At 65.7% G+C, this 16,416-nt stretch carries 15 protein-coding genes; 11 read left to right on the top strand and 4 right to left on the bottom strand.

Going from position 1 to position 16,416, the window contains the following annotated elements; translation table 11 throughout:
- Positions 1-431 (top strand): electron transfer flavoprotein subunit alpha/FixB family protein (locus K225_RS0120030; protein WP_026436053.1); only part of this gene is annotated, 431 nt, incomplete at its 5' end.
- A gap of 89 nt (positions 432-520) precedes the next feature.
- Entirely contained in the window at positions 521-1,504 is a 984-nt protein-coding gene (locus K225_RS0120025; protein WP_026437973.1) for a tripartite tricarboxylate transporter substrate binding protein, read from the top strand.
- A gap of 410 nt (positions 1,505-1,914) precedes the next feature.
- On the opposite strand, the gene K225_RS0120020 is transcribed toward K225_RS0120025, so the two are convergent.
- Positions 1,915-2,760, bottom strand: a complete 846-nt coding sequence (locus tag K225_RS0120020; RefSeq protein ID WP_026437972.1) for a MurR/RpiR family transcriptional regulator — start codon at positions 2,758-2,760, stop codon at positions 1,915-1,917.
- 164 nt (positions 2,761-2,924) lie between these two features.
- Between K225_RS0120020 and tal the strand changes: the two genes are divergently transcribed.
- Both tal and K225_RS0120010 read left to right on the top strand, forming a co-directional pair.
- Positions 2,925-3,872: a transaldolase gene (gene tal, locus K225_RS0120015; RefSeq protein WP_026437971.1), complete on the top strand. Its 948-nt coding sequence runs from the start codon at positions 2,925-2,927 to the stop codon at positions 3,870-3,872.
- Between the two features lie 99 nt (positions 3,873-3,971).
- Positions 3,972-5,093, top strand: coding sequence for a beta-ketoacyl-ACP synthase III (locus tag K225_RS0120010; protein ID WP_026437970.1), 1,122 nt, complete (start codon positions 3,972-3,974; stop codon positions 5,091-5,093).
- A gap of 220 nt (positions 5,094-5,313) precedes the next feature.
- On the opposite strand, the gene K225_RS0120005 is transcribed toward K225_RS0120010, so the two are convergent.
- Positions 5,314-6,708, bottom strand: coding sequence for a sensor histidine kinase (locus K225_RS0120005; protein ID WP_026437969.1), 1,395 nt, complete (start codon positions 6,706-6,708; stop codon positions 5,314-5,316).
- A 137-nt stretch (positions 6,709-6,845) separates the two neighbouring features.
- Positions 6,846-7,562 (bottom strand): response regulator transcription factor, encoded by a 717-nt coding sequence (locus K225_RS0120000; protein ID WP_026437968.1) that lies wholly within the window; start codon positions 7,560-7,562, stop codon positions 6,846-6,848.
- 174 nt (positions 7,563-7,736) lie between these two features.
- Between K225_RS0120000 and K225_RS0119995 the strand changes: the two genes are divergently transcribed.
- From K225_RS0119995 to K225_RS0119965, 7 genes are all read left to right on the top strand, one after another.
- Positions 7,737-8,987, top strand: coding sequence for an ABC transporter substrate-binding protein (locus K225_RS0119995; RefSeq protein ID WP_026437967.1), 1,251 nt, complete (start codon positions 7,737-7,739; stop codon positions 8,985-8,987).
- Between the two features lie 123 nt (positions 8,988-9,110).
- Positions 9,111-10,229, top strand: coding sequence for a carbohydrate porin (locus tag K225_RS0119990; RefSeq protein WP_034713562.1), 1,119 nt, complete (start codon positions 9,111-9,113; stop codon positions 10,227-10,229).
- A 174-nt stretch (positions 10,230-10,403) separates the two neighbouring features.
- Complete coding sequence (locus K225_RS0119985; RefSeq protein WP_026437965.1) at positions 10,404-11,285, top strand: carbohydrate ABC transporter permease; 882 nt, start codon at positions 10,404-10,406, stop codon at positions 11,283-11,285.
- Positions 11,275-12,144: a carbohydrate ABC transporter permease gene (locus K225_RS0119980; protein ID WP_026437964.1), complete on the top strand. Its 870-nt coding sequence runs from the start codon at positions 11,275-11,277 to the stop codon at positions 12,142-12,144. The genes K225_RS0119985 and K225_RS0119980 overlap by 11 nt, the downstream gene beginning before the upstream one ends.
- 3 nt (positions 12,145-12,147) lie before the next feature.
- On the top strand, positions 12,148-13,209 hold the full coding sequence (locus K225_RS0119975) for an ABC transporter ATP-binding protein (protein WP_034713561.1): 1,062 nt from the start codon (positions 12,148-12,150) through the stop codon (positions 13,207-13,209).
- 119 nt (positions 13,210-13,328) lie between these two features.
- Positions 13,329-14,306, top strand: coding sequence for a glucokinase (gene glk, locus K225_RS0119970; RefSeq protein WP_026437962.1), 978 nt, complete (start codon positions 13,329-13,331; stop codon positions 14,304-14,306).
- Positions 14,303-14,743 (top strand): VOC family protein, encoded by a 441-nt coding sequence (locus K225_RS0119965; protein WP_034713559.1) that lies wholly within the window; start codon positions 14,303-14,305, stop codon positions 14,741-14,743. Before glk ends, K225_RS0119965 begins: the two co-directional genes overlap by 4 nt.
- A gap of 47 nt (positions 14,744-14,790) precedes the next feature.
- On the opposite strand, the gene zwf is transcribed toward K225_RS0119965, so the two are convergent.
- The gene (zwf, locus tag K225_RS0119960; RefSeq protein ID WP_026437960.1) at positions 14,791-16,245 is read right to left on the bottom strand and encodes a glucose-6-phosphate dehydrogenase; all 1,455 of its coding nucleotides are present in this window, start codon (positions 16,243-16,245) and stop codon (positions 14,791-14,793) included.
- Positions 16,246-16,416 lie beyond the last annotated feature (171 nt).

Raw genomic sequence — 16,416 nt, 5'->3', positions numbered from 1 at the left:
CAGCCACCAACGATGCCGGCAAGAGCAAGTTCATGGGCAGCGAAATCGCCAAGAGCGACCGGCCCGAACTGACCGCCGCCAAGATCATCGTCTCCGGAGGCCGGGCGCTGGGCAGCAAGGAAAAGTTCGACGAAGTCATGACCCCGCTGGCCGACAAGCTGGGCGCGGCGCTGGGTGCCAGCCGCGCGGCGGTGGACGCGGGCTACGCGCCCAACGACTGGCAAGTGGGCCAGACGGGCAAGATCGTGGCGCCGCAGCTGTACGTGGCAGCAGGCATCTCGGGGGCGATCCAGCACCTGGCGGGCATGAAGGACTCCAAGGTGATCGTGGCGATCAACAAGGACCCGGAGGCGCCGATCTTCAGCGTGGCCGACTATGGGCTGGAGGCGGATTTGTTCCAGGCCGTGCCGGAAATGGTCAAGGCGCTTTGACGGGCATTGGATGGCTATCCATGGGATAGCCGCAAGTGCTTATTGACTCAGCGGTATCGCCATATTCCGTGCAAGAGGAGACAACATCCATGGGCATCGACCTTTCCCGCCGCACCCTGGTGCAGGCTGCCTCCGCCGTGCTGGCCAGCACGGCCCTGCCATCTCTGGCGCAGTCGGCCTGGCCGAGCAAGCCGATCAGGATCATCGTGCCTTACACGGCCGGAGGCTTTACCGACCAGATGGCGCGCCTGCTGCAGGTGGGCCTGCAAAAGCAGCTGGGCCAGCCCGTGGTGATCGACAACAAGCCCGGCGCCAACAGCATCATCGGCGTTGATGCGGTGGCCAAATCAGCGCCCGACGGGTACACCTTCGGCGTGGTGATTCCGGCCTTCACCGCCAACAACACGCTCTACCCCAAGCTGCCCTACAACGCACGCAAGGATCTGGTGGGCGTGTCATTGCTGGGGATTTCGCCGCTGGTGGCGGCCGTGTCCCTCAATGCACCGTTCAAGAACACCAAAGAGCTGGTGGCCTACGCCAAGGCCAACCCCGGCAAGGTGAGTTTTGCCTCGTCGGGCAGCGGCTCGGCGGCGCACCTGACCAGCGAGCTGTTCAAGACGCTGACCAAGACCTTCATGGTGCATATCCCTTACCGTGGGGCCACGCCCGCGCTCACCGATCTGCTGGGCGGCCAGGTGCCGCTGTTCCTCGATCCCCCGCCCAACCTGATTCAGCCCGCCAAGGCCGGTCGCATCCGTCTCATTGGTGTAGCCAGTGAAAAACGCCTGCCCATCCTGCCCGATGTACCCACCTTTGTGGAGCAGGGCATTCCAGGCATGCTGGGCAGCACCTGGGCCAGCATGATTGCACCCGCCGGCACGCCGCGCGACATCGTCAAGCGCATGTCGGAGGCGGTCAACCAGATCATCCACAGTGAAGAAACCCGCGCCAAGCTCGAAACCATGGGCACCTTTGCCGAAGGCACAACGCCCGAGGCTTGCGACGCTTTTCTGGCGTCCGAGACCACCAAGTGGGGCAAGGTGATCCGCGAAGCCGGCGTGACGCTGGATTAAGAACCTGTTGACGATCTCGCAGGGGATCGCGTTGGAGCACCATCGGGATGAGTGGATGCTTCGGGTGCGCCGCATGGGCTGGTGCCCATGCCAGCAGCCGGGGCGCCAACACTCCAAGTACATCGGCCCGATTTCGCTCCAACCCTTGGGGCAGCGGTCTTTGCGGGCGGTCTGCGGCGTTGCGGCGCTGGTGGATAGCCGGGCTATCCACTGCGCACCGCGCCTTGCATCCCATCGCGCAAAGACCGCTGCGCGAACCCCGGGAGATCGTCAACAGGCGCTAAGGGCCTGCATCAACAGCCGCCCTTGAACCCAGCGCGCCCCATACCAGTTCCACCGTGGAACCGGCTTTGCCGGGCCACGGGTGGCGTCCCCCTTTGGGGGATGACGCGAAGCGGCTCAGGGGGGCTTCACGTATAGCGTTTGGCCCGCAGGTTCTCTTTCATCTGCTGCAGCACCGGTTGCAGCGAGGAGCCGATGCGCAGTGCCACGCAGGTGGCCAGCACGTCAATCACCAGCAGGTGCAGCAGCCGCGACACCATGGGGCTGTAGCGGTCATAGCCCTCGGGATGGTCGGCGGCCAGGTGGATAGCGCAGGCACTGGCCAGCGGCGAGCCGCTGGCGGTGATGGCGATGGTGGTGGCGCCGTTCTTGCGCGCAATGTCGGCGGCGTCCATCAGGTCGCGTGTGCGGCCCGAGTTGGAGATGATCACCGCGCAATCGCCCGGGCCGAGCAGGGTGGCGCTCATCACCTGGATATGGCCGTCGCTGGTGGCGATCGAGGTTACCCCCAGGCGAAAGAACTTGTGCTGCGCGTCCTGCGCCACAAAGCCGGAATTGCCCGCGCCGTAAAACTCGATGCGCTTGCCGGCCTTCCAGGTGCTGGTGATGGCCTCGGCGGCGCGCTCGATGGCTACGGTGCTGGCGGCGTTGCGGTATTGCAAAAAGGCCGCCACTGCGTTGTCCACCACTTTCACCAGCACATCGCCGGTCTTGTCGTCCACATCCACGCTGCGGTGGATGAAGGGCACGCCCTCGCTCACGCTGCCGGCGAGCTTGAGCTTGAAATCGGCCAGCCCGTCATAGCCCATGCTGCGACAAAAGCGCACCACGGTGGGCTTGCTGACGTGGGCGCGTTCTGCCAGCTCGCGCACGGGCAGGCGGGCAAACGCGCGGGCATCGGCCAGCACCAGCCGGCCCACGCGTTGCTCGGCGGGGGCCAGGGAGGGCAGGGAGGCGGTGATGCGGTCCAGCATGTCAATTCCACGGAAAAACAGAAACGATGTCACGCCAATGTAACTTGGTTTCATGGTGAATGTGTTCTCGGTAACGGGCCGTCTACACTTGCAGGCTGCCATTGCCCGCGCAAAAAATGCATTCGGGCCTGCTTGTCCACTGCCCACTCCATGAGACTTTCGCCATGAATCAGCTTGACGCCCTCAAACAGTTCACCACCGTGGTTGCCGACACCGGCGACTTCAAGCAGCTGGCGCAGTTCCAGCCCCAGGATGCCACCACCAACCCCTCGCTGATCCTCAAGGCGGTGCAAAAGCCCGAATACGCGCCCCTGCTGCAGTCCACGGTGGCCCAGTGGAAGGATCGCCCCATGGACGAGGTGATCGACCGCTTGCTGGTGCGCTTTGGCTGCGAGATCCTGGCCACCATCCCGGGGCGCGTATCCACCGAGGTCGATGCGCGCCTGAGCTTTGACACCAGCGCCACCGTGACGCGGGCCGAACGCATCATCGAGCTGTACCAGGCGCAAGGCATCCACATCGACCGGGTACTTATCAAGGTGGCAGCCACCTGGGAGGGCATCAAGGCCGCAGAAAAGCTGGAGCAGCGCGGCATCCACACCAACCTCACGCTGCTGTTCTCGTTCTGCCAGGCCGTGGCCTGCGGGCAGGCCAGGGTGCAGCTGATCTCGCCGTTCGTGGGCCGCATCTACGACTGGTACAAGAAGCAGGCCGGCGCCAGCTGGGACGAGGCCGCCCGCAGCGGTGCCAACGACCCCGGCGTGCAGTCGGTCACGCAGATCTACAATCATTACAAGCACTTTGGCATTGCCACCGAGGTGATGGGTGCGAGCTTTCGCAACGTCGGCCAGATCACGGCGCTGGCGGGCTGCGACCTGCTCACCATCGCCCCTGAGCTGCTGGCGCAGCTGGCGGCCTCCGATGCGCCCTTGCAACCGGCGCTCCATGCCGAAGCCGCACGCGCCATGCCGTTGCCCGCGGTCCAGTACGACGAGGCAGGTTTCCGCTTCGCGCTGAATGAAGATGCCATGGCCACCGAGAAGCTGGCCGAGGGCATCCGCAGCTTTGCGGCCGATGCCGTGAAGCTGGAAAAACTCATCGAGGCGGCCTGATGGCAGGCGTTGGCTCCGGCATCTGGCGTTCGCGCCGGTCGTGCCGGGGCTCGTACACTTGCGCACCCTGCCTGGAGTTCGGGCGACAGGAATTGATCCATGCACGCAGTTGTCATCAGCGGAACCGGTATTTACCAGCCCCCGCACACCATCACCAATGCCGAGCTGGTTGAGTCCTTCAACCGCCATGTGGACCAGGAAAACGCGCGTTTTGCCGACGAGATCGCGGCCGGCGTGCGTGCGCCATTGCCCTATTCCAGCGTGGAGTTCATCGAAAAGGCCTCGGGCATCCAGCAGCGCTATGTGCTGGAAAAAACCGGCGTGCTGGACCCCGCGCGCATGTACCCGCGCTTCACCGAGCGGCCCGACGATCAGCTGTCATTGATGGCCGAGATCGCCGTGGAGGCCGCGCGCCAGGCGCTGGACGCCGCAGGCAAGACCGGCGACCAGATCGATGCCGTGCTGTGCTCGGCGGCCAACATGCAGCGCGCCTACCCCGCCATGGCCATCGAGATTCAGCAGGCGCTGGGGGCCGGTGGCTATGGTTTCGACATGAACGTGGCCTGCTCGTCGGCCACCTTCGCGATCGAGCAGGCCGTCAACGCCGTGCGCACGGGCAGCGCGAAATGCGTGCTGGTGGTCAACCCCGAGATCACCTCGGGCCACCAGGCATGGAACGACCGCGACTGCCATTTCATCTTTGGCGATGTCTGCACGGCGCTCATCATCGAGCGGGCCGACTGCGCCACAGCGGCCGAACAGTGGGAGGTGGTGGGCACCAAGCTGGTCACCCAGTTCTCCAATGCCATCCGCAACAACTTCGGGTTTCTCAACCGCAGCGAGGACAGCGATCCGAACGCGCGCGACAAGACCTTCCGCCAGGAAGGCCGCAAGGTCTTCAAGGAAGTGGTGCCGCTGGCCGCAGCCCACATCGAGGCCCATCTGGCGGCGCTGGACCAGGCGCCCACGGCGGTGCGCCGCTACTGGCTGCACCAGGCCAACCAGGGCATGAACCAGCTGGTCATCAAGAAGCTGGTGGGCGCGGACGCGGGCGCCGATGTGGCGCCCCTGATTCTGGACGAGTTCGCCAACACCGCATCGGCCGGTTCCATCATCGCCTTCCACAAGCACCGGGCCGATCTGGCGGCCGGCGACCTGGGCGTGATCTGCTCCTTTGGCGCGGGTTACTCCATCGGCAGCGTGGTGGTGCGCAAACGCTGACCTGCACAACTCCCCGAGGACTGTGATAGCGCAGCCTCGGGCGTTCCGCGGCATTGCTTTTCTTGCCAACCACTGAACTATTGGCAGCGAAATGACGCCTTGTGGCCCATCCCGAGCGCAACTACCACCGGTTTGCGCGGCTTGTGCGGGTCATCCTTGACCGGGCGCAGCTGGATTGAAGGCATAAGGCACGGGCGAAACCCGTCACAACAACCAAAGGTCACCCCGCAGGCAAGCGCATCCCCACCCGCAACCCCTTCGGCACCAGTCCCTCGGCCACCGTCCGCCCCCCGTGGCGCAGCGCGATCTCTTCCACGATCGACAGCCCCAGCCCGCATCCCCCCGCCTTGTCCGATCCGCGCCAGAAGCGCGCAAACAGGTCGCCCAGGTGCTCGGCAGGCACGCCCGGCCCGTCGTCCTCCACCACCAGCAGCGCCCAGTGCCCAGGTTCCTCGTGGCCCACGCGCACCGTCACCGTGGCGCCGGGGCCCGCATAGTGCAGTGCGTTGTCGATGAGGTTGTTCAGCGCCTCGCGCAGCAGCAGCGGGTGGCCCTGCGCTGGCAGATGGTCCACGCCCTCGTAGCCCAGGTCCATGCCCTTGGCCAGAGCGCGGGCGGCCCATTCGCGGGCCACCTCGCGGGCCAGCGCGGCCAGGTCGATGGACTGCATCTCCACGTTCGATTCCGAGCGCGCCAGCTGCAGCAGCTGGTGCACCAGGTGGGCGCTGCGCTGCGCGGCCGACAGCACCTTCTGCAGGCGGGCCTGTACGGCGGGTTCGTGGCTTTCGTGCAAGGCCAGCTCGGTCTGGCCGATCAGGCCGGCGAGCGGCGTGCGCAATTGGTGGGCGGCGTCGTTCAAAAAGCGCTTTTCCTTTTGCTGGCCGCGCGCCACGGTCTCCAGCAGGCGGTTGATGGTGCTGGCCAGCGAATGCACTTCTTGCGGGGCGGAGGTCAGCTCGATGGGCGGCAGCGGCGTGGTGCCCGTGTGGGGCAGTGCACGCGCGCGCTCGATCTGCGCCTCCAGGCGCTTGAGGGGCTGCAGTCCGCGCAGTATGCCCGCGTACACCATGGCACTCAGGGCCAGGCCCATCAAGCCCATGGGAAACACCATGCGCTCCAGCAGCTCTTGCGCAATGCGCTCGCGCACGGTGAGGCTCTGGGCCACTTGCACGCGCAGGCGCTGGCGGGTCGATGCGGTGCCGTAATTCACATCCAGCAAGGCCACGCGCACCGGTTTGTCGTCCACCCGCGCCTGGTACAAAAACGCCTCGCCCACGGCCACATCGACCTGGGGCGGTGGCGGCAGCTGTGCGTTACCCAGCAGGAAGCGCCCGGGCGGGGATGACACCATGTAGCTAATGGGGTCGGCCGGGTCCTGCTCCAGGATGTCCTGCGCGGCCTTCGGAAAGTCCACCAGCAGGCCGTCGCCGATCGGTTTGATCTGCCGCGCCAGCGCCCGCACCGACTGGGTCAGCGTCTGGTCAATGCCCTTCTCGCCGTTTTGCAGCGCAATGCGCCACGCCAGAAACCCGCCCGACAACCACAGCACCAGCTGCGGCAGCAGCAGCCACAGCAGCAGCTTGCGTTGAAGAGAAACCCCTGGAACGTGGCGCATGAATTACCGTAAAGATTAGGAGGCGCGCGGCTTGCAACTGGCGCGACAGAAGCCAGTGCCGCCGCGCAAGGGCCGCCCCGCCGCGCTGGTGGCGTCCCCCCCACGGGGGGAAGATGCGAAGCATCTCAGGGGGGGCTTCATGGCTTGGCGAGCATGTAGCCCAGGCCGCGGATATTGCGGATGTTCAGGGGCGATGCGTCCAGCTTCTTGCGCAGGCGGTGCACATACACCTCCAGCGCATTGGAGTTCAGCGGGGCCGCGGTTTGCCCGGGCTCGGGCGGGCTGGCGCGCCAGGCGGCCAGCACATCGTCGCGCGTGACGACTTCGCCGCAGCGGTGGGCCAGCAGTTCCAGCAGCTCCCACTCGCGCTGGGTCAGCTCCAGCAGGTCGCCGTTGAGGGCTGCGGCATGGCTGGCGTGGTCCAGCACCAGCGGGCCAATGGTGGTGCTGGCGACGCCCGCCGCGCTGCTGGCCTGGGTGAAGGCCGGCTGCCGTGCGCGGCGCAGCATGGCCTGCAGGCGGGCCTGCAGCTCCTGCATGTTGAAGGGCTTGGTGATGTAGTCGTCGGCCCCGGCGTTCAGGCCCAGCACGCGGTCATCGACACCATCGCGGGCCGTGAGGATCAGCACGGGCAAGCCGGTGATGCGCGCGCGGGCCCAGACCAGCAGCTCCATGCCGTCGGCGCCCGGCAGGCCCAGGTCCAGGATGATGCCGTCCACCGCCTGCGCCTGCAAAAGCGCCATGGCCTGCGCCACGCTGCTGGCCGTGCAGACGCTGTAATCGAGTTGTTTGAGCTGGCCGGTGAGCGCGTCGAGCAGGAGGGCGTCGTCTTCGACAATCAGTATCGTGGCCATGGATTGAGCATAACAAAGGCCCCCGCAACGGACCCGCTGCGGCCTGGTCGCGACTCTCAGGGAAAGCCCTGAGAGTTAAATTAATTATTGTAATTAAAGTACCGACTGCGCTGAGCGACATGGAATTCACGGCGCAGCACGAGATTCTGACAACAACGTCGAGGAGACAAGGGTATGTGGAAGATGGCAAAGATCGCCGCACTGGCGGTGGGCCTGGCGGCAGCGATGTCCGCCAGTGCCGGGGAGGTCGAGGTCCTGCACTACTGGACTTCGGGCGGTGAAGCCAAGTCGGCTGCCGAACTCAAGAAGATCATGCAGGGCAAGGGCCACACCTGGCGCGACTTTGCCGTGGCCGGTGGTGGTGGCGACAGCGCCATGACGGTGCTGAAAAGCCGCGTGATCTCGGGCAACCCGCCCTCGGCCGCGCAGACCAAGGGCCCGGCCATTCAGGAGTGGGCCTCCGAAGGCGTGCTGGCGAATGTCGATGCGCTGGCCAAGACCGAAAAGTGGGACGAGGTGCTGCCCAAGGTGGTCGCCGACGTGATGAAGTACAAGGGCAGCTACGTGGCCGCCCCCGTCAATGTGCACCGCGTGAACTGGCTGTGGGCCAGCTCCGATGCGCTCAAGAAGGCGGGCGTGGCGAGCATGCCCAAGACCTGGGACGAGTTCTTTGCCGCTGCCGACAAGCTCAAGGCCGCAGGCCTGATTCCGGTGGCCCATGGCGGCCAGAACTGGCAGGACTTCACCACCTTTGAATCCGTGGTGCTGGGTGTGGGCGGTGCCAAGTTCTACCAGGACGCGCTGGTCAAGCTGGACGACAAGGCCATCCACAGCGACACCATGAAGAAGTCGCTGGAGACCTTCCGCCGCATCAAGACCTACACCGACCCGGGCGCTCCCGGCCGCGATTGGAATCTGGCCACGGCCATGCTCATCCAGGGCAAGGCGGGCTTTCAGCTGATGGGCGACTGGGCCAAGGGCGAGTTCATTGCGGCGGGCAAGGCGCCGGGCAAGGAGTTTCAGTGCGCGGCGGCACCGGGCGCGGCGGGCGCGTTCACCTTCAACGTGGATTCGTTCATCCTGTTCAAGCTCAAGGACGCAGCGGCCCGGAAGGCGCAAAGCGACCTGGCCAGCTCCATCATGAGCCCCGAGTTCCAGGAGGTGTTCAACCTCAACAAGGGCTCGATCCCTGTGCGCACCGGACAGAAGATGGACAAGTTCGACGACTGCGCCAAGGCCTCGGCCAAGGACTTTGCTGACACGGCCAAGAGCGGTGGCCTGGTGCCCAGCGTGGCCCATGGCATGGCGATTGCGCCTGCCACCGAAGGGGCGATCAAGGATGCCGTCAGCCAGTTCTGGAACGACGACAAGGTGAGCGTCGCCGACGCCATGAAGAAGATCGCGGCCGCCGCGAAGACCAAGTAAGCCGTGTACGACACACGCACCTACACGCACTAAAACCAACCCCAGAGGGATCCCATCATGACGACAAGAAACCGCCTGACGGCGGTGGCTTTGGCCGCCGCATGCGCGAATGGCGCCTTTGCCATGGAAGCAGCAGGCTTTGAGTTCAACGGCTACTCCCGCGGTGGCCCCGTGTTCAACCACTCGGACGGCGTCAAGGGCAACCTGACGCTGGGCGGCGAACTGCAGAAATACCGCCTGGGCAACGAGGGCGACAACGGCATCGAAGTCAACTTCGCCAAGGGCTTCGAAGCCGGTGGCGTGAAGTGGAAGGTGAACTACATGCCCGCCAAGTGGGGCAGCGGCGACATCAGCACCGAGCAGGCGTTTGTGGAGATGAGCGGCTTCGCGTTTGCGCCCGAAGCCAGGTTCTGGGCCGGCCAGCGCCGCCTGCGTATCCAGGACGTGCACATCGTCGATTACTTCTTGCTGAACTATGGCGACAACATCGGTGCCGGCGTCACCGACATTCCCGTCGGCGGCATGAAGCTGGGCCTGGGCGTGTTCACCGGCGACAAATTTGACCGCGGCCTGCCCAACAACGTGAAGGCGCATCGCATCAACGCCGACCTGTCAGAGATCAACACCAACCCCGGCGGCAAGCTGCGGGTGCTGCTGACGGCGGTGGGCGGCAAGAACCAGGTGGGCGGCGGCTCGGGGTCCGGCATCTCGCTGATGCACACGCAAAAGGAGTTTGTGCTGCCCAGCATCAGCAACACGCTGTACCTGCAGACATCGCGCGGCCATGCCCGCATCGACGGGGAGTTCGAGGCCATCGAGGGCACCAGCGCGGGCAAGCGCGCCACCCGTATCGCCGACTCCATTCACTGGCAAAGCGGCCCGTTTGGCGGCCAGGCCCTCATCGGCTACCAGACCAACAAGGCGGATCTGACCGGCGTGGAGACCAAGGACTTCTCGCTGGGCGGCCGGGGTTCCTACGCGTTCAGCAAGAACTTCAAGGGCTTGGTGGAGCTGTCCACCACCACCCGCAAGGGCTCGGGCGCCGACCAGCGCCTGACCAAGGCCACGCTGGCAGGCGCCCTGGCCATGTCGGAAGACTTCTGGTCGCGCCCCGAGCTGCGCCTGTATGTGACCAAGGCCAATTGGAACCAGGCGGCCGCAGTGGCCAACGCAGGCAGCTTTGGCGCCAATGGCAAGACCTCGCGCACGCTGGTGGGCGTGCAGTACGAGGTGTGGTGGTAAGCCGTTAAGTGTGTGAGTTACTCCGAGGTGACTTTGTTCTTTGGTGCGCACCGGGTGTGCGCCCACTTTTTCCCATGCAGGTGCCACATGCCCACAATTTTCCGCTGCCATGAAAAATGACCGCCATGCACCGTTGCTGAGCGGGTCGCTTCTTCCTGAAGGGGGTGCCCGGTGATGCACAAGAATTCTCTGGAGAGCTGGCTGCCCAAGCTGGTGGTCGCCCCGGCCTTTGTGTTGGGTTTTGCCTTTATCTATGGCCTGATGGTATGGAACGGGGTGCTGAGCCTGTCCGCCTCGCGCATGCTGCCCAACTACGAGTGGGTGGGTCTGGCGCAATACGAAAAACTCTGGGCGATGGACCGCTGGTGGGTCGCGCTCAAAAACCTGGGCATCTTCGGCGTGGGCTACGTGGGTGGCTCGCTGGCCATTGGCGTGTTGCTGGCCGTGCTGCTGGACCAGAAGATCCGTGCCGAGGGTGCTTTGCGCACCATCTACCTGTACCCCATGGCCCTGTCGTTCGTGGTCACGGGCACGGCCTGGAAGTGGCTGCTCAACCCCAGCCTGGGCCTGGAGAAACTGATGCAGGACTGGGGCTTCACGAACTTCACCTTTGGCTGGCTGGTCGACACCGAGATGGCCATCTACTGCGTGGTGATTGCCGGCATCTGGCAAAGCGCCGGGTTTGCCATGGCACTGTTCCTGGCCGGGCTGCGCGGCATCGACGACAGCATCATCAAGGCCGCGCAGGTCGATGGCGCCTCGCTGCCGCGCATCTACTGGCGCATCGTACTGCCGGCGCTGCGGCCGGTGTTCTTCTCCACGCTCATGGTGCTGTCGCACCTCGCGATCAAGAGCTTTGACCTGGTGATGGCGCTCACGGCGGGCGGCCCCGGCTTTGCCACCGATGTGCCCGCCACCTTCATGTACACCATGTCGTTCTCGCGCGGCCAGATTGGCCTGGGCGCGGCCAGCGCCACCATGATGCTGGCCACCGTGGCGGCCCTGGTGGTTCCTTACCTTTACAGCGAACTGCGGAGCAAACCCCATGACCGCTAAGCCCTCTGTGTTTCCGTCCGTGGGCCGCCTGCTGGTCTATGGCGTGCTGGCCCTGGCCACCGCGTTCTTCCTGCTGCCGCTGTATGCGATGCTGGTCACCTCGTTCAAGGACGCCGAGGAGATCCGCAGCACCTCGCTGCTGGCACTGCCCAGTGCGCTGAACGGGTCGGCCTGGGGCACGGCCTGGTCCACCGCCTGCACGGGCGTGGACTGCAACGGCCTGCGCCCGTTCTTCTGGAACTCGGTGGCCATGGCCGTGCCGGCCGTGCTGATCTCCACCGTGTGGGGCGCGCTCAACGGCTATGTGCTGAGCCTGTGGAAGTTTCGCGGCAGCGACACCCTGTTTGGCCTGCTGCTGTTTGGCGTGTTCATGCCCTTCCAGGTGGTGCTGCTGCCCATGAGCCAGGTGCTGGGCTGGCTGGGGCTGTCCAGCTCCATCACCGGGCTGGTGCTGGTGCACTGCCTGGCCGGGCTGGCGGGCACCACGCTGTTCTTTCGCAACTACTACGCGGCCATCCCCAAGGAGCTGGTGAATGCGGCACGCATGGACGGCGCAAGCTTCTGGCAGATCTTCTGGCGCATCGTGCTGCCGCTGTCCACGCCCATCGTCATGGTCACGCTGATCTGGCAGTTCACCAACATCTGGAACGACTTCCTGTTTGGCGTGGTGTTCTCGGGCACCGAGTCCAAGCCCATCACCGTGGGCCTGAACAACCTGGCCAACACCAGCAGCAGTGTGAAGGCCTACAACGTGGACATGGCGGCCGCCATCATCGCGGGCCTGCCCACGATGGTGATCTATGTGCTGGCGGGTAAATTTTTTGTGCGCGGGCTGACGGCCGGCGCAGTGAAGGGATAAATCATGGCGTCATCACTCGACATCGCAGGCATCAACAAGCGCTTTGGCAAGGGCGACAAAAGCGTGGAGGTGCTGCGCAAGGTGGATATCCACGTGGCCCCCGGCGAGTTCCTCATCCTGGTCGGCCCCTCGGGCTGCGGCAAATCCACGCTGCTCAACATCATTGCGGGGCTCGACGAGCCCACCGAGGGCGAGATCCGCATCGGCGGCAAGAACGTGGTGGGCATGCCCCCGCGCGATCGCGACATCGCCATGGTGTTCCAGAGCTATGCGCTGTACCCCACCTTGAGCGTGGCCGACAACATCGGCTTTGCGCTGGAGATGCGCAAGATGCCCAAGGCCGAGCGCCAAAAGCGCATCGACGAAGTGGCGGCCATGTTGCAGATCAGCCACCTGCTGGACCGCCGGCCCAGCCAGCTCTCGGGCGGGCAGCGCCAGCGCGTGGCCATGGGCCGGGCGCTGGCGCGCCAGCCGCAGCTCTTTTTGTTCGACGAGCCGCTGTCCAACCTGGACGCCAAGCTGCGCGTGGAGATGCGCGCCGAAATCAAGCGCCTGCACCAGGCCAGCGGCATCACCAGCGTGTACGTCACGCACGACCAGGTCGAGGCCATGACGCTGGGCTCGCGCATCGCGGTCATGAAGGGCGGTGTGGTACAGCAGCTGGGCACGCCGGACGACATCTACAACCGCCCGGCCAACACCTACGTGGCCACCTTCATTGGATCGCCCACCATGAACCTGCTGCGCGGTGCGGCCACGGGCGGGCAGTTTGGCATCCAGGGCGCGGCCCTGAACCTGGCAGCCCCCGCCAGTGTCAACGAGGTGCTGCTGGGCGTGCGCCCCGAGCACCTGGTGATGCAGGACAGTGCCCCCTGGCGCGGCCGCGTCAGCGTGGTCGAGCCCACGGGCCCCGACACCTATGTGATGGTGGACACCGCTGCTGGCAGCGTCACGCTGCGCACCGATGCCCAGACCCGCGTGCAGCCCGGCGACGCCGTGGGCCTGGCGGTGGAGCCCGCCAACGCCCACTGGTTTGACGCCAGCAGCGAGAATCGGCTGGCGTGATCCGCGCGGCGTGAACGCCGCCGGGCACCCGCCTTCTCGGCCGTCTGTTTGCTATTGAAACAGTAGCTTCTAGCGCATGTGCTACGAGTGCTAGCAGCTGTTTTTGCTTAAAACACCGCATGACACCCCTGCGCCTGCTGGCCGACATTGGCGGCACCAACATCCGCCTGGCCTGGCAAGACCAGCCCGATGGCCCCCTGCACGACACCCGTGTGCTGCCCTGTGCACAGTTCCCCACGGTGGATGCCGCCCTGTTGGCCTACCTGGCCGAGGTGAACATCGCCACCCCCCGCGAGGCTGCTTTTGGCATCGCCAACCCGGTCACGGGCGATGCCATCCGCATGACCAACCACAGCTGGAGCTTTTCGCAGCGCGCCGTGCGCGAGGCGTTTGGTTTTGAGCGGCTGGTGGTCATCAACGACTTCACCGCGCTCGCGCTGGCGCTGCCCCTGCTCACCCCTGCGCAGCTGCGCCCGGTGGGCGGCGGCGCGGCCGTGCCGGGCGCCGCGATTGCGTTGCTGGGCCCGGGCACGGGCCTGGGCGTGTCGGGGCTGGTGTTTCCGCCCGGCTCCAGCCTGGGGGTGCCGCTGTCGGGCGAGGGCGGTCATGTCACGCTGGCCGCGCAGACCCGGCGCGAATTCGATGTGCTGGGCATCCTGCAAGAGCGCTACGGCCACGTGTCGGCCGAACGCGCCGTGTGTGGTGCCGGGCTGGTCGACCTGTACCACGCGCTGCGCCGGCTGGCCCAGCGCGGCGGCAAGGAAGTCAGCTCCGCCGCCCAGGTGACCGAGCTGGCCTTGCAGGCCAACGACCCGCTGGCGCTGGAGGCGCTGGAGCTGTTCTGCGGCTTCCTGGGCAGCGTGGCGGGCAACCTGGCGCTCACGCTCGGGGCGCGCGGTGGTGTCTTCATCGGCGGCGGCATGGTGCCACGCCTGGGCACTTGGTTTGACCAGTCCCCGTTCCGCGCACGGTTTGAATCCAAGGGGCGGTTCCAGTCCTACTTGGCCTCCATCCCCTGCTGGGTGATCGACCCCGGCGCCACGCCTGCGCTGCACGGTGCCTCGCGCGCGCTGGACATTGCGGGCTCCGGCGCATGAGCGACAGCACCCCGGCCACTGCGCCGCTGCCCATGCTGCGGCCCAGCGGCGTGCACCATGTGGCCATCATCGCCAGCGACTACGCCCGCTCGCGCCGCTTCTACACCGAAGTGCTGGGCCTGCAGGTGGTGCACGAGCATTACCGCGCCGAGCGGCAGTCGTACAAGCTCGACCTGCAACTGCCCGACGGCACGCAGGTGGAGCTGTTTTCTTTCCCCCACCCGCCCGCACGCCCTTCTTACCCCGAGGCCTGCGGCCTGCGCCACCTGGCCTTGCGCGTGGCCGACATGGAGGCCAGCGTGGCTGCCCTGATGGCCCATGGCGTGGCCGTGGAGCCGGTGCGCACGGACCCGTTCACGGGGGCGCTGTTCACCTTTTTCGCCGACCCGGATGGGTTGCCGATCGAGCTGGTGGGGCCTGTGCCCGTCTCCCTCTGATCTGTCTGCGCGCATAAAACAAAGGCCCTGGTGGGCCTTTGTTCGCGTCACATCTCTTCACTCCAGCAATACCCATCGCGCGCAATCATCGCGCTCGCGGCACGCGGGCCCCAGCTGCCGGCGGGGTAGGTGCGGGGGCCGGTGGGGTCGTTCTTCCAGTATTGCAGGATGGGCTCCACCCAGCGCCAGGCTTCCTCCTGCTCGTCGCTGCGCACGAACAGGTTCAGGCGGCCGGCAATCACGTCCAGCAGCAGGCGTTCGTAGGCGCCCACCCGTTCGGTGCCAAAGCGCTGGTCGAAGTCCAGGTTCAGGTGCACCTGCGACAGCGCAGGCTCGGCCTGGCGCTGGGCCGCGCCCTGGGCCATCAGGTGCAGCTCCAGCCCGTCCTTGGGCTGCAGGTTGATCACCAGGCGATTGGCCGCGCCCGCCGGCGTCTTGAAGATGGGGTGGGGCACGGGGCGGAAGTTGATGACGATGTGCGCGTCGCGCCCCGCCAGCCGCTTGCCGGTGCGGATGTAGAACGGCACGCCCGCCCAGCGCCAGTTGCTGATCTCGGTGCGCAGCGCCACAAAGGTCTCGGTGGTGCTGGCGGCGGCCACGCCCTGTTCTTGCGCGTAGCCAGGCACGGGCTGGCCCTGGAGGTTGCCCGCCGCGTATTGCCCCCGGATCACATGCTGGCCGATGGTCTCCAGCGTCCAGGGCTTGAGCGACTGCAGCACCTTGAGCTTTTCGTCGCGGATGGCGTTGGCGCTGGAGTTGATGGGCGGCTCCATGCCGATCGCGCACAGCAGCTGCAGCGCATGGTTCTGCACCATGTCGCGCAGCGCGCCGGTCTGGTCGTAGAACGCGCCACGCGACTCCACGCCCAGTTCTTCGGCCATCGTGATCTGGATGTTGGCAATGGTCTCGCGGCGCCACAGGGGCTCGAACAGCGCGTTGCCAAAGCGCAGCGCGAACAGGTTCTGCACCGAGGGCTTGCCCAGGTAGTGGTCGATGCGAAAGACCTGCTCTTCCTTGAGCACGCGGCGCAATGTGTCGTTGATGGCGCGGTTGGACTGCAGGTCGTGGCCCAGGGGCTTTTCCAGCACCACGCGGGTGGTGGGGCCGTTCAGGCCCACGGCGGCGATCTGTTCGCACACGTTGGTGAACAGGCTGGGCGCGGTGGCCACGTACATCACCACCGAATCCGCCCCGCGCGCCTTCAGGGTGTCGGCCAGGCGCTCGTAGTCCTGGGTGTTGGCCAGGTCCATGCGCAGGTAGTGCAGCAGCGCGGCAAAGCGTGCGAACTCGTCCGGGCTGGGGCGCTTGGCCAGCTCCACGCCGTCGAACCGCGACTGGATCAGGCTGCGGTATTGTTCGTCGTTCAGGTCGTCGCGCGCCACGGCGATGATGCGCCCCCCCTCGGGCAGCGTGCCATGCCGGAAGGCCTGAAACAATGCGGGCATCAGCTTGCGCCAGGCAAGGTCGCCGGTGCCGCCGAACAGGACGAGGTCAAAACTCATGGTGTCTCCGTGATGGGGTGGTTCGTTTTGTTGCCTGGGATTGTAATAACGTTACATGGTTTTCCAATGGAAGATGCCGTTTTTCTATTGCTTGTAACCCAAAAGAACCTGTTCATAAGTTATTTTTGTGTGTAATCAAGTTACTATTCTGCCGCTTTTCACCCTACCCGT

Origin of the sequence: Acidovorax sp. JHL-9 (assembly GCF_000426205.1) — a bacterium.
Lineage (GTDB): Bacteria > Pseudomonadota > Gammaproteobacteria > Burkholderiales > Burkholderiaceae_C > Acidovorax > Acidovorax soli.
Note: the sequence above shows the minus strand (reverse complement) of the source record. Positions and strands in the feature narration are given on the sequence as shown.

Coding starts and splice junctions, on each gene's coding strand:
- K225_RS0120025 (WP_026437973.1), top strand. CDS start 521: ATGGGCATCGACCTTTCCCGCCGCACCCTGGTGCAGGCTGCCTCCGCC.
- K225_RS0120020 (WP_026437972.1), bottom strand. CDS start 2,760: ATGCTGGACCGCATCACCGCCTCCCTGCCCTCCCTGGCCCCCGCCGAG.
- tal (WP_026437971.1), top strand. CDS start 2,925: ATGAATCAGCTTGACGCCCTCAAACAGTTCACCACCGTGGTTGCCGAC.
- K225_RS0120010 (WP_026437970.1), top strand. CDS start 3,972: ATGCACGCAGTTGTCATCAGCGGAACCGGTATTTACCAGCCCCCGCAC.
- K225_RS0120005 (WP_026437969.1), bottom strand. CDS start 6,708: ATGCGCCACGTTCCAGGGGTTTCTCTTCAACGCAAGCTGCTGCTGTGG.
- K225_RS0120000 (WP_026437968.1), bottom strand. CDS start 7,562: ATGGCCACGATACTGATTGTCGAAGACGACGCCCTCCTGCTCGACGCG.
- K225_RS0119995 (WP_026437967.1), top strand. CDS start 7,737: ATGTGGAAGATGGCAAAGATCGCCGCACTGGCGGTGGGCCTGGCGGCA.
- K225_RS0119990 (WP_034713562.1), top strand. CDS start 9,111: ATGGAAGCAGCAGGCTTTGAGTTCAACGGCTACTCCCGCGGTGGCCCC.
- K225_RS0119985 (WP_026437965.1), top strand. CDS start 10,404: ATGCACAAGAATTCTCTGGAGAGCTGGCTGCCCAAGCTGGTGGTCGCC.
- K225_RS0119980 (WP_026437964.1), top strand. CDS start 11,275: ATGACCGCTAAGCCCTCTGTGTTTCCGTCCGTGGGCCGCCTGCTGGTC.
- K225_RS0119975 (WP_034713561.1), top strand. CDS start 12,148: ATGGCGTCATCACTCGACATCGCAGGCATCAACAAGCGCTTTGGCAAG.
- glk (WP_026437962.1), top strand. CDS start 13,329: ATGACACCCCTGCGCCTGCTGGCCGACATTGGCGGCACCAACATCCGC.
- K225_RS0119965 (WP_034713559.1), top strand. CDS start 14,303: ATGAGCGACAGCACCCCGGCCACTGCGCCGCTGCCCATGCTGCGGCCC.
- zwf (WP_026437960.1), bottom strand. CDS start 16,245: ATGAGTTTTGACCTCGTCCTGTTCGGCGGCACCGGCGACCTTGCCTGG.